Origin of the sequence: Hyphomonas polymorpha PS728, from assembly GCF_000685315.1 — a bacterium.
Taxonomy (GTDB): domain Bacteria; phylum Pseudomonadota; class Alphaproteobacteria; order Caulobacterales; family Hyphomonadaceae; genus Hyphomonas; species Hyphomonas polymorpha.
On sequence record NZ_ARYM01000010.1, the window covers coordinates 15,292 to 28,501 of the forward strand.

Sequence of the window (13,210 nt, forward strand, 5' to 3'; positions counted from 1 at the left end):
TTGAAATCGGCCGGATTATGATCCGTACAAAAACATAATCCGCGTAAACCAATCAGAGACTCTTCTGAAAGCTTCGAGCAACGAAGTTGCGCTAGGGTGGAATCCAAGAAAATGAAAAAACGGCAATCACAAGACTGGATAGGTGGAATAATGATCAGGAAACTCATGGCGGCAGCGGCGCTGACTGCCTGTTCTCAAGCGGCCTATGCGGCCACGGCGAACGGAACCCTCGATGTTCAGGCAACCGTGGTGAACACCTGCGTTGTGCAGACAACGCCGGTGGTGTTTGCTTCTGTCGGTCTCGATGAAGCTACGGCTAACGGCTCCATCACCGTCAACTGCACGAACTCAAGCGCGTTCACGGTGGCTCTGGATGGCGGTGAGGCAGGCGATATCAGCGCGCGGACGCTGAGCCATGCGAGCTTGCCGGCGAGTTTCACTTATCAGCTCTATACCAATCCAGGACTTACGACTGTCTGGGGAGATGGTGTCACCGGTTCTGTCGCCAACGGGGCAGGGCCCTCCCAGACCCTCACCGTCTATGGCCGCACAACCAGCACACCCGACACGGCCGGCGCCTACTCTGATGAAGTTCAGGTGACGGTCACCTACTGAGGTAAGTAGAGATGAGACCCCTGGCCCTGCTCCTTCTGGGAGCTGTATGGTTCCTGTTGCCCGCACATCCGCAAGGGCTGGCGATCGCGCCGATCATGATCGACGCGCCAGCGCAGGGCGGGGCGGCCTCGCTCACCATAAGCTCCGGTCTCAAGCAGGATGTCACCGTTCAGGTCCGCATCTATGACTGGAGCCAGCAGAACGGCGAGGATGTTCTGCAACCGGCCAGGGGGCTCCGTTTTGCGCCGGAGATTTTCACGCTTCGTCCCGGCACCTCGCAGATTGTCCGCATGTCGGTGCCCGATACGGGCGGCGCGGGCGCCTGGCGGGTGATTGTCGACGAATTGCCCACCCCGGGGCAGGCACCGGAAAAGCAGGCCTCGCAGCTGGCCATCCGGCTGCGCTATGTGCTGGCGATGTTTGCCGGCGCTCCGGCGGCGCCGGAGGATCTGCAAGCAAATCTACGCCAGGACGTGCTCGCCCTGCGCAATCCGGGGCCGGGCTGGCTGCGCCTGCATGATCTTTCGCTTCAAACCGATGCCGGCGATGCGGTGTCCGCCGGGCCTGGCGTTGTCTATCTGCTTCCCGGGGCCGAGATCCTTCTGCCGCCACCGGAAGAGGCGCGCGTCCAGACCCTGAACTACTCCGTCAACGGCCAATCCTTCTCCGCTCAGCTTACATCAGGCAGGTGAGGAGCTGGTTGAGATACGCTCTCGCGGCGCTTGCTTTCGTGCAGGGCGGCGCGATGACGGCCCGGGCCGTGCCCGCGGCCGAAGCACCCGGAGCGATCTCGCTGCTGGTGGAGGTTCGCATCAATGGAACGCTGGTAGACGGGCTGGCCCAGCTCGATGTGCTTGCTGAAGACTGTACGCGGATAGAGACGGCGCCGCTTGCCGCAGCGGGTCTTTATGCCGGCAGCGCAGAGGCTGTCTGCCTCCAGTCGATGGCCGGCCTGCAATACCGGCTGGATCAGAGCGCGGCCCAGCTTGACCTTTTTGCCGCCACACCGCCGCGGCGCCCGGCGGCGCGCGTGCAACAGAGTTTTGCAAAGCCGCTTTCCGGTCTGATCGGTGGATATGGCCTGTCGGGCCAGCGTGTCCATGATGGTACCGATGAGCTGATCAATGCCTTTGGCGATCTTTCTCTTACGCTGCATACGCCCTATGGCCGCCTGCAGAATAACATGGTCGCCTCCTATACAGCGAACGAAGGACAGGCGCGGCGCCTGCAGACGGTCTACGAGCAGGATTTTCCCGATACATTCACACGCCTGAGTATCGGCGACAGCTTTACCGCCGCACCTCGCTGGGGGCGGATCACACCCTTCGCCGGCGTCCAGTATGGCACCGATTTCTCCATGGATCCGCGCGATAGCTGGCGCCCCTACAGCGCCTTTCAGGCTCTGCTGCGCGAGCGGTCGGAAGTTGATGTGAGGGTGAACGGCGTTGTCCGGCAGAAGCAGAGCGTAGACCCCGGTTTCAGCCATTTCGAGATTACGCCGGAAACCGGCCTCAATGAGGTGGAGGTCATCATCCGCGAAGCGAGCGGCCTCACCCGGATCGAAGACTACAGCTTCTTTGCCTCGGAGGAATCCCTGGCCGAAGGCGTGATGGATTATTCGGTGAGCCTTGGCCTGCCGCGCCGTTTCAGCGGAATCGCATCTGAATATGACGACACGCTGATTGCCAATGGCCGGGTGCGGCGCGGGCTCACCAATGCGCTGACAGCCGAGGCCTATTCGGAGTTTGGCGCGGGCGGTGGCGTGCTGGGCGGGGGCGGTCAGGTCACCGCCGGGAAACTCGGTATCGTGAGCCTTTCGGGCGGGGTGAGCCGGGCAGAGGATGGCCATACCGGCCACATCATTTCCGCTGGTTTCGAGCGCGATACCCGGCGCGGTTCGCTGCAGCTGCAGGCGCGCTTTGCAGATCCGCGCTATTCCGACACCGTCTCCACACTGGGCCTGGAGTTTCCAGACCGGTCCATCCGCGCCAGCGCCGGCATATTCACGCCCGCCGGCTCCTTCCGCGCAGCCTATATCGAGGAAGAGGACAAGGTGCTCCGTGACCGGCGCTTCCTGTCGTTTGGCTGGGAAAAGCCCCTGCGGGGTGACCGGGTGTCTTTCTCGGCGAGCGCTTATCAGGATTTCGCCCGCGACGAGACGGGATTTGCCATCGGCCTGCGCGCGAGTTTTGGCCCTTACAATGCGGGGGGCGGCTATCAATCGGCAGGCGGGCGGGAGGCGTCCAGCGTCCAGGTCAGCCGATCGCGAATGCCGGGCGAGCGGGTGCAATGGTCGCTCGGCGCTGCGGAGGGCGGGGCAGGGGCCGTTTATCAAGGCGATCTGACGGCTGATCTGGGCGCTGCTGATCTTTTCCTCAATGGCGGCGTCTATGGCGAGACCAACCAGATTACGGCCGGCCTGCGCGGGGGCTTCGCTGTGATGCCTGGGGCCGCTGCGCTTCAGCGGCAGACCACTGGGGCAACAGCCATCGTGCGGATGCCCGATCTCAAGGGGATGCCGATCTACAAGGACAATCGCATCATCGCGGTAACCGGAGAAAACGGTCTCGCCGTCATTCCGGATGTGCGCCCCTACGAGATCAACACGCTGAGCCTTCGCCCCGAAGACGTGCCCCTCGATTATGACGTGGCCGATTTCACCACCCGGTTCATCCCCCGGCGGGGGCTGTCGGAGGTCCGCTTCGATGTCCGCCGCGAAACTGCGCTCGCCTTCACGGCTGTGTTCCCCACTGGAGAGCATCTGCCGCCGGGAAGCCGGGTGGAGCTGCTCAGGTCCGGGCTGGTCTGTCCGGTGGGGCTGGAGGGGCGCGTTTACTGTTCGGTCGCCGAAGACGGCGATACTGTTGCGGTGACCACTCCGGTGGGCCGCTTTGTGGACGTCGTTTCTTCCGTCCGCTCGCGGGGAGAGATGCAGCTCCGGCCCGAAGGCCGGGTCAAGATGGCAGGAATTGACTGAATGTGGCGCCTGATTGTCCTTTCCTTGTCCCTGTTTGTCCCGATTTGTCCGGCTTTGGCGCAGTCCTGCTCGGTCGTCTCCACGCCGCTCAGCTTTCCGGCCTACCACGCCTTCTCCGGCAATACGGCGACAGCCACGGCAGATGTCACCGTCACCTGCACGGGCCTGTTATTTGTCGGCGCGTCGTATGACGTGCGCCTGGGCGGGGGCCAATCCGGCAGCATCCCCTCCCGGAAAATGCGCCAGGCCAGCAGCGGCAGCGAGCTTGGCTATCAGGTTTATACCCAATCAGGTCAGGTCTGGGGCAATGGGGTCCAGGGCTCGGTGCTGCAGGGATCCTTTCTGCTCGGTCTGCTGACGCGCAGCCGGGTTCATCCCATCAGCGCCACCATTCCGGCAAACCAGCAGGTGAACGCCGGTGCCTATAGCGACGCTGTCACCATGACGGTCATCTGGTAGGCGCGGGCCCACCAGAAACGCGTCGAGCGTCAAGGCCGCATGGACATCAGCGCCGCAAAATGGTGAAAGGCGCGAGGAACAGCTGAATCGGGCGGCATCGGCGCCCAAACAGGAAGACAGGACAATGAGCAAAGGCTTGGTGACTCTGGTTGGCGGCTCAGGCTTCATCGGGCGCTATGCCGCGCGCGCGCTGGTGGAGAAGGGCTGGCGTGTCCGCGTTGCCTGCCGCCGGGTGCATACCGCGATTGATGTGCGCCTTGCCGGCCCTCCGGGCTGGGTTGATGTTGTCCAGGCCAATATCCGCGACCGGGCCTCGCTGGAGCGGGCGCTCGATGGCGCCGATGCGGTGGTGAACCTTGTTGGTATTCTCTTCGAACATGCCCGCCAGACATTCCAGGGCGAGCAGGCCGATGGCGCCGGGCTGCTGGCGGAAATCGCCAGGGAAAAAGGTATCACGCGTTTTGTTCAGGTCTCGGCCATCGGGGCGGATATCAATTCGCGCTCCCCTTATGGCCGCAGCAAGGCTGCCGCCGAAGAGGCCGTGCGCGACGCCATTCCAACGGCGGTGATCCTGCGGCCTTCCATCGTGTTTGGCCCTGAAGACAAGTTCTTCAACCGCTTTGCCAACATGGCCCGGTTTGCCCCGATGATGCCTGCGATTGGTGGCGGCAAGACGAAGTTCCAGCCGGTCTATGCCGGGGACGTGGCCGCGGCGATTGCAGAAGCGGTGGAGCGCGAAGACGCTGCCGGCAAGACCTTCGAACTGGGCGGCCCGCGCAGCTACAGTTTCAACGAGCTTTACGACTTCATCCTGAAGACGGTGGACCGCCCGCGCTTCAAGATCCCGCTGCCTTTCTTCATTGTCCGTCCTGTTGCCTACATCACAGGCGCTGTGTGGCGGTTCGTGCCGCCGTTTTCCTGGAACTTCTTCGGTGATCCGCCGCTGACTGGCTCACAGGTCGAGATGCTGACGAAAGACAATGTCGTGGCCGAAGGCGCCCTTGGGATGGGGGATCTGGGCATCACGCAGCTGGAATCGGTCGAAGCAATTGTGCCATCCTATCTATGGCGCTTCCGTCCCTATGGCGAGTTCCACAAGGCGCGCGAAGCCTGAGGCTTAGCCGATTGCTCCTGCCACGATAGGGGAGGTCGCCAGCAGCGCTATCCCCAGGGCAAAGCGATAGAGCACGAAGGGCAGGAAGCTCATCTTGCGGACCAGCGTCATCAGAAGGCCGATGGACGCATAGCCTGAGACAAAGGCGATTGCCGCAACAATCAGGCCGTCGGCAATAGTCGCGCCTTCGCCGCCTGCGGGCGCGCCGGCGAGGCCCATGAGTCCATAAAGGCTGACGGCAGCAAGGATGGGCGCGCCGATCAGCATGGCAAAGCGGGCCGCCTCGACACGTTCATATCCCAGCGCGCGGGCCGCGGTCATGGTGATGCCAGAGCGGCTGGTGCCGGGGATGATGACGGCGACGAGCTGGCTGGCGCCGATCAGGAACGCGTCGCGAAGGGTCATGTCGCCTTCCGAGCGGGACTGGCCCCCGCGCGCATCCGCCCACCAGAGCAGGGCGCCGAACAGGATGGTGGAAGCAGCAACGGCGTAAACGCTGCGCAAGGCTGTCCAGAGCGTCTCGGGCGCTATGCTCTCATAGATCACAGCGCCGATCAGGGCGAACGGTGTGGCGACTATGATGCACCGGGCAAGGCGCGCGCCTGCAGACAAGGGCCGTTTCGTAACCGGGGTGGCGGCCAACTCGAAACCGCCGAGGATCGCAGCGCCGACATCCTTCCGGAAATAGAGCAGCATGGCGATCAGGGTGCCGGTGTTTGAGGCGGCATTGATCAGCACTTCATCCCGGCCCACCAGGCCCATGAAGTCTGATGCCAGGAGGACGTGCGCCGAGGAAGAGATCGGCAGCCATTCGGTGAGGCCCTGGACGACTGCGATCAGAAAAAGCTGAAGAAACGACATGCCGTCCGGTACCATCAAACCCTTGAGACATTGCTACCGTTGTTTCAAAGGGAAGGAGAGGAGAAAAATATATATCGAAAAGATACATTACGGCGCAGAACGATTCTCAAACAAGGACTGGGGGCAAGAAATCTCAGATCATGTCTATCATAATGATATATATGTGCCGAAGTGCCACTTGCTCCCGCAAAAACGCCGCTTATAGAGATCGCTCGAGTAATTTTGGGATAAGCCTATGGCCGAGCGTATGCTGCAATTCACCAAGGTTTCGCGGGCAATGCCCCAGAAGCGGAGCGCCAAGGAGCGCGCCGCAGACTTTCGTGAGATTTATGGCGAGTTTTCGCCCGATGCTGCCCAGGCGCAGGCCAGCCGCTGCTCGCAATGCGGCGTGCCGTTCTGCCAGCAGGGCTGTCCGTTGCAGAACAACATTCCCGACTGGCTGAAGCTGGCCGCCGAGGGCCGGCTGGAAGAAGCCTGGCGCGTTTCCTCGGCCACCAACAACATGCCCGAAATCTGTGGGCGCATCTGCCCGCAGGACCGCCTCTGTGAAGGTATCTGCACGATCGAACAGTCCGGCCACGGCACCGTGACGATCGGCTCAGTCGAGAAATACATCACCGACACCGCCTGGGCCGAAGGCTGGATCCAGCCGATCAAGCCGCCGCGTGAACGCAGCCAGTCAGCCGGCATTATCGGCGCAGGCCCCGGCGGTCTTGCCGCCGCCGAACAGCTGCGCCGCAAGGGATACCAGGTCACCGTCTATGACGCTTATGATCGCGGCGGCGGCCTGCTGATCTATGGCATTCCGGGCTTCAAGCTGGAAAAGGATGTGGTGGAGCGCCGTATCCGCCATCTGGAAGCTTCGGGGGTTGCCTTCCGCTTCAACACGCGCGTTGGCAGCGATGTGTCGCTGGGCGACCTGCGCAGCGCGCATGACACTGTGCTGATTGCCACCGGCGTTTATGCCGCCAAGGATCTCAAATGTCCCGGCAGCGGCTCGGAAGGCGTTCTGCCGGCCCTCGACTATCTCACCGCATCCAACAAGGTCAGCCTGGGGGATAAGGTTGAGGCCTATGAAAGTGGCGCGCTTAACGCCGAGGGCAAGCGCGTGGTCGTTATCGGGGGCGGCGATACGGCGATGGATTGTGTGCGGACGGCGATCCGTCAGGGCGCAAAATCCGTTACATGCCTTTATCGCCGCGACCGTGCTAATATGCCGGGTTCTCAGCGCGAAGTTCAGAATGCGGAAGAGGAGGGCGTCGTCTTCGAATGGCTCGCCAATCCCGAAGCGATCATCGACACCAAGGGTGGTAAGGTCAAAGCCGTTCGGGCCAGCCGCATGAAGCTGGGTGAGCCTGACGCTTCGGGGCGTCAGTCTCCGGTGAAGACCGGCGAGACCTTTGATGTGAAGGCAGACATGGTGATCAAGGCGCTGGGCTTTGATCCGGAAGACCTGCCGGCGCTGTTCAATGAGCCATCGCTGACCGTGAACCGCTGGGGCGCGGTGCGGGTGGATTATGCAACCATGGAAACCAGCCTGCCGGGCGTTTATGCGGCGGGCGATATCGTGCGCGGCGCTTCGCTGGTTGTGTGGGCAATCAAGGATGGCCGCGACGCGGCAGAAGCAATGCATAAGGCAATGAGAGCGGCTGAGCAGGCCGCAAAAGTGGCGGCGGAGTAAATCAGATGTCGGATTATGTGACAAAGTATGAGCAGAACCGCCAGCGTCTCATTGATGCGGGGGCTTATAACCCTGAGGATGAACGCGATGCCTGCGGCGTCGGTCTCGTTGTGGCGCTTGATGGCAAGCCGCGCCGCGAAATCGTCGAAATGGGCATCAGCGCGCTAAAGAATGTGTGGCACCGCGGTGCCGTCGATGCGGACGGCAAGACCGGCGATGGAGCCGGCATCCGCCTTGATGTGCCGCAGGACTTTTTCCGCGAGCATGTGAGCCGCACCGGCCACAGCCCGACCGATGACCGGATTTGCGTTGGCCAGATCTTCATGCCGCGCACGGACTTTGGCGCGCAGGAAGCGGCGCGGACCCTGGTTGAACGGGAAGTGCTGCATTTCGGGTTCTACATCTATGGCTGGCGCCAGCCGCCGGTTGATGTGTCCGTGATCGGACAAAAGGCAAAGGATACGCGCCCCGCCATTGAGCAGATCATGTTCCGCGATGCGCGTGGCCGCTCACCGGAGGAGCTTGAGCGCGCCCTGTACATCTGCCGCCGGCGGATTGAGCGGCGGGCCCGGGAAGCGGCGATCCCGTCTTTCTATATCTGCTCGCTCAGTCATAAATCGCTGATCTACAAGGGTATGTTCCTCGCCCAAGACATCGACAATTTCTTCCTTGATCTGCGCGATGAGCGTTTTGTCTCGGCCTTCGCAATCTATCACCAGCGCTATTCCACCAACACGTTCCCGCAATGGGCGCTGGCCCAGCCCTTCCGTACGATTGCGCACAATGGCGAGATCAACACGCTGCGCGGCAATCGCAACTGGATGAAAAGCCACGAGATCCGCATGGTGTCCGAAACTTTCGGCGACCATACGCAGGATGTGAAACCGGTGATCCCGGATGGCACATCGGACTCAGGCGCGCTGGACGCGGTGTGGGAGCTGCTCTGCAAATCGGGGCGGCCCGCGCCGATGGCCAAAGCGATGCTGATCCCGGAAGCCTGGTCGAAGCGGGATTCGGTGATGCCTATGGCCCACCGCGCGCTTTATGACTACTGCAACTCCGTTATGGAGCCATGGGACGGGCCGGCTGCCATTGCCGCCTATGATGGCCGCTGGGCCGTGGCCGGCCTTGACCGGAACGGCCTGCGCCCGCTGCGTTATGCCCTGACAACGGACGGAATTCTTGCGGTTGGCTCCGAAACGGGTATGTGCCCGCTTGGCAATCACGAGATCACCCGGAGGGGGTCCATCCCGGCAGGCGGCATGATTGCCGCTGATCTCGGCACCGGAAAATTCTACGATCACCGCGAGATTGTCGATTTCCTCGCCGCCCAGGCGCCTTATGAGGAATGGCTGCAGGCTGTGACAGAGCTGGAGCCGGAAATCGGCCCTGGTGCGGAGCCTGTGCTGTTCAACAAGGAAGAGTTGCTGCGGCGGGAAACGGCGGCCGGTTATACGCTCGAAACGCTGGAGCTGATCCTTGCGCCGATGGCGGAAGGCGGCAAGGAAGCCATCGGTTCGATGGGTGACGATACCGCGCCCGCCGTTCTGACGATGGCCTACCGGCCGATGAGCCATTTCTTCCGCCAGAACTTCAGTCAGGTTACCAATCCGCCGATCGACCCGCTGCGCGAAGGCCGGGTGATGAGCCTGCGCACACGGTTCAAGAACCTGGGCAACGTGCTGGATACGGACAAATCGCAGCAGGAAGTGTTCGTGCTGGAAAGCCCTGTGCTGACCACGGGCATGTATGAGCGCCTGATCGAGCGCCTTGGCCTTGGCACCGAGATCATCGACTGTACGTTTGATGCCGCTGATGTGACATCCGAAGGCGCCGCGCTCAAGGACGCGCTCGAGCGTATCCGCCGCGAAGCCGAAGAGGCAGTGCGCGCGGGCCGCGAGCACATCATCCTCACTGATGAACATCAGTCGGCAAGCCGCATCGCAGTACCGATGGTTCTGGCAACCGGCGCGGTTCACTCGCATCTCGTGGCCCAGGGCCTGCGCACCTTCTGTTCGATCACCGTGCGTTCGGCCGAATGTCTCGATACGCATTATTTTGCCGTTCTGGTTGGTGTCGGCGCTACCTGCGTCAACGCTTATCTGGCGCAGGACGCCATCGCAGATCGCCATGCGCGCGGCCTGCTGGGCGACATTTCCCTCGGCAAGGCGGTGCAGAATTTCAAGGAAGCCGTTGAAGCAGGCCTCCTGAAGATCATCTCCAAGATGGGTATCTCGGTGATCTCCTCCTATCGGGGCGGTTACAATTTCGAGGCGCTGGGCCTCTCCCGCGCGCTCGTCGCGGACTATTTTCCTGGCATGTCGAGCCGGATTTCGGGTCTTGGTCTTGCTGGCCTGGAGGAGAATGCCCTCGTCCGTCATCAGAAGGCATTTGATGAAGATGTCATCTCGCTTCCGGTGGGCGGCTTCTATCGCCTGCGCGCTTCGGATGAGCCCCACGCCCTTGATGGCAATCTGATCCACACGCTTCAGGCGGCCTGTGACCGCGGCGATTATTCGATCTACCGAAAATATGTTGACGCCGTGCACGCGCGCGACCCGCTGCAACTGCGTGATCTGCTCGACTTCAAGGCCGCGGGGCCGAAGGTTCCGCTCAGCCAGGTCCAGTCGATCAACGAGATCCGCAAGCGGTTCGTCACGCCCGGCATGTCGCTCGGCGCGCTGTCGCCGGAAGCCCACGGCACGCTGAATGTGGCAATGAACCGGATCGGGGCAAAGTCCGTATCCGGGGAGGGCGGGGAAGACCGTGCCCGCTACCGGCCACTGCCGAACGGCGACAACATGAATTCGGCCGTCAAGCAGATCGCGTCGGGCCGGTTCGGTGTGACGGCGGAGTATCTCAACGAATGCCGGGAAATCGAGATCAAGGTAGCCCAAGGCGCCAAGCCCGGGGAAGGCGGCCAGCTGCCGGGCTTCAAGGTGACCGAGCTGATCGCGAAGCTGCGTCATGCGACGCCTGGCGTAACATTGATCTCACCGCCGCCCCACCATGACATCTACTCGATCGAAGACCTTGCGCAGCTGATCTATGACCTGAAGCAGATCAATCCGGATGCGCGCGTTTGCGTGAAACTTGTGGCGCAATCCGGCGTCGGCACGGTGGCCGCTGGCGTTGCCAAGGCCAAGGCGGACATCATCCTGATCGCAGGCGGCGTGGGCGGCACAGGCGCCTCGCCGCAAACTTCGATCAAGTATGCGGGCCTCCCCTGGGAGATCGGTCTGGCTGAAGCCCATCAGGTGCTCTCGCTGAATAACCTCCGTGAAAAGATTACCCTCCGGACGGATGGCGGGCTGCGCACGGGGCGGGATATCGTGATTGCGGCTATGCTCGGCGCTGAAGAGTATGGCATCGGTACGGCGTCGCTCGTCGCGATGGGGTGCATCATGGTGCGCCAGTGCCATTCCAACACATGCCCCGTCGGTGTGTGTACGCAGGACGAAGCACTGCGCGCGCACTTCACCGGCAATCCGGATAAGGTCGTCAACCTGATGAGCTTCATTGCCGAAGATGTGCGCGAAATCCTCGCCTCGCTCGGCCTGAAATCTCTGGACGAAGCCATCGGCCGCACCGACCTGCTCAAGCAAGTCAGCCGCGGTGCAACGCATCTTGATGACCTCGATCTCAACCCGCTTCTGGTTCAGGTCGATACTGATAGCCCCATCGTCTACAAACCAAACCGCCGTGAAGCGGTGCCCGATACGCTCGACGCTCAGATCCTGCGCGACGCTGAGCCGTTCTTCGAGCGCGGCGAGAAGATGCAGCTGGAATATGGCGTGCAGAACACGATGCGAGCCATTGGTTCGCGCGCCAGTTCCCGCATCACCCGCAAGTTCGGGATGCATGCCCTTCCTGAAGGCCGTCTGCATATCCGCCTGGAAGGATCGGCCGGTCAGTCGCTCGGAGCGTTCAGCGTACAGGGGCTTCTTCTGGAAGTCCTCGGCGATGCGAACGACTATGTCGGCAAAGGGCTTTCGGGGGCGAGCATCGTTGTGACGCCGCGCCCGAGGGACCGCCGCTCGGCCGTGGGCGATGCGATCATTGGCAACACCTGCCTTTATGGGGCAACCTCCGGCAAGCTGTTTGCGGCGGGCACCGCCGGCGTACGTTTCGCCGTGCGCAACTCGGGCGCCAAAGCGGTGGTTGAAGGGTGCGGCGCCAATGGCTGCGAATACATGACTGGCGGGCGCGCTGTCATCCTCGGGCCGGTTGGCGACAATTTCGGCGCCGGGATGACCGGAGGGGCCGCCTTTATCTGGGACCCGCAACAACGGTTCGAGCGCGTGGCCAATCCGGACTCGATCGACTGGTATCCGCTGGCCGATATGCCGGAGGAATATGTCGGCGAAACGAAAGCTCTGCTTGAGGAGCATGTGCGCCGGACGGGCTCGGTGCGGGGCAAGGAATTGCTCGACACCTGGGAGACGACCCTCAGCCAGATGCTGATGATCGTCCCCAAGGAAGTGGCTGGCATCCTCCTGGCCCGCAAGGGTGACAGCGCCAAGCGCAAGCAGCCGGAAAGAGCCTGAAGGATTGCCTGATTCGGAGGCGGATCAGGTAACCGGTTTCTTCTTGCGGATGCGGGGCCAGATGAGCCGCAGCCAGATCCAGAGCAATGCGCCCAGCAGCAAAAGCCAGGGCAGGCCGATGGCAAAGGCTGTCACCACAGCGGCAACGGCGCTGGCGAGATTGTAGAAGAAGCTACCGAAAGCCTCGCCCAGCGGCTGAAGCGCGCCTTGGGACACAGGATTGATCTTTGTCTCATAGCTGACGGAAAGCTGACTCATGTCTACCCGCTGGCGTAGCGCGGCGAGGGTGGATTTGAGCGAGTCGATCTCGCCATTGACGCGGGCAAGTTCCCGTTCGGTTTCCAGAAGATCTCCCAACTCACCAGGGCGGTCAGCCAGAAGTTTCTGGAGCCGCTCCTGAAGGGTTTGCTGTGCCTTAAGACGCGCGCCGGTATCTATGATCGAGACGGTCAGGTCCTCGGCGGTTGTCTGGCGATTGGTGATCTCGCCTTTTGCGGCGGTCGCCTCGGCCTCCACGCCGGAAAGGAATGTGTCGATCCAGGCGGGCGTCGCCCGAAGGTTCAGCGAAGCGGAGGCTGAATCTTCCGAATAGGCATTGAGCCAGGAATTGGTCACGATACAGACGGAAGGCCCGGCCGCGTTGCAGGCGGCGATGTGGCCTTGCATGGTGGGTTCAATGGCTTTCACCGGCAGGCGCATCCCGACGCTGTGGGCGTAGGCGATATACTGCTCGGCCACCGGCGCGCCGCCGCCGGCCGTGTCTTGAGCGGCCTCATAAGACGGCTCCGCCATTTTCATCATCATTTCGGCTGGTGCGGGCGCGCCGGGCGAAGAATAACTTCTATCCCCGGGCGCGCCGCACGCGGCCATCATGGCAAGCGGCAATGCCGCCAAAGCAGATTTCCAAAGCATGAGTGATGTCCCTCCCCGATCATCGGGCGTCAGGAGGCATCATC

General features: G+C 62.2%; 9 protein-coding genes. 7 read left to right on the plus strand and 2 right to left on the minus strand.

Features of this window, described 5'->3' with window-relative positions; all coding sequences use genetic code 11:
• The first annotated feature begins 150 nt into the window (after positions 1 to 150).
• From HPO_RS09595 to HPO_RS09615, 5 genes are all read left to right on the plus strand, one after another.
• Positions 151 to 615 (plus strand): Csu type fimbrial protein, encoded by a 465-nt coding sequence (locus tag HPO_RS09595; protein WP_162174034.1) that lies wholly within the window; start codon positions 151 to 153, stop codon positions 613 to 615.
• 11 nt (positions 616 to 626) lie between these two features.
• Positions 627 to 1,307: a fimbrial biogenesis chaperone gene (locus HPO_RS09600; RefSeq protein ID WP_035597709.1), complete on the plus strand. Its 681-nt coding sequence runs from the start codon at positions 627 to 629 to the stop codon at positions 1,305 to 1,307.
• An 8-nt stretch (positions 1,308 to 1,315) separates the two neighbouring features.
• Positions 1,316 to 3,592, plus strand: coding sequence for a fimbria/pilus outer membrane usher protein (locus HPO_RS09605; RefSeq protein ID WP_035597710.1), 2,277 nt, complete (start codon positions 1,316 to 1,318; stop codon positions 3,590 to 3,592).
• Positions 3,593 to 4,051 carry a Csu type fimbrial protein gene (locus HPO_RS09610; protein ID WP_035597711.1) on the plus strand — a complete coding sequence of 153 codons (459 nt, stop codon included), beginning with the start codon at positions 3,593 to 3,595 and terminating at the stop codon, positions 4,049 to 4,051. It abuts the gene before it with no gap.
• 124 nt (positions 4,052 to 4,175) lie between these two features.
• Positions 4,176 to 5,165 carry a complex I NDUFA9 subunit family protein gene (locus HPO_RS09615; protein WP_035597713.1) on the plus strand — a complete coding sequence of 330 codons (990 nt, stop codon included), beginning with the start codon at positions 4,176 to 4,178 and terminating at the stop codon, positions 5,163 to 5,165.
• 3 nt (positions 5,166 to 5,168) lie between these two features.
• On the opposite strand, the gene HPO_RS09620 is transcribed toward HPO_RS09615, so the two are convergent.
• On the minus strand, positions 5,169 to 6,026 hold the full coding sequence (locus tag HPO_RS09620; RefSeq protein WP_035598004.1) for an undecaprenyl-diphosphate phosphatase: 858 nt from the start codon (positions 6,024 to 6,026) through the stop codon (positions 5,169 to 5,171).
• Between the two features lie 235 nt (positions 6,027 to 6,261).
• On the opposite strand from HPO_RS09620, the gene HPO_RS09625 reads away from it, so the two are divergent.
• Positions 6,262 to 7,707: an NAD(P)-dependent oxidoreductase gene (locus tag HPO_RS09625; protein WP_035597715.1), complete on the plus strand. Its 1,446-nt coding sequence runs from the start codon at positions 6,262 to 6,264 to the stop codon at positions 7,705 to 7,707.
• Positions 7,708 to 7,712: 5 nt separating this feature from the next.
• On the plus strand, positions 7,713 to 12,254 hold the full coding sequence (gltB, locus tag HPO_RS09630; protein ID WP_035597718.1) for a glutamate synthase large subunit: 4,542 nt from the start codon (positions 7,713 to 7,715) through the stop codon (positions 12,252 to 12,254).
• Positions 12,255 to 12,278: 24 nt separating this feature from the next.
• Here gltB and HPO_RS09635 read toward each other — a convergent pair whose 3' ends face one another.
• A complete protein-coding gene (locus HPO_RS09635; RefSeq protein WP_035597720.1) occupies positions 12,279 to 13,166 on the minus strand; it encodes a DUF4349 domain-containing protein in 888 nt (295 codons plus the stop codon).
• Between the last annotated feature and the right edge of the window lie 44 nt (positions 13,167 to 13,210).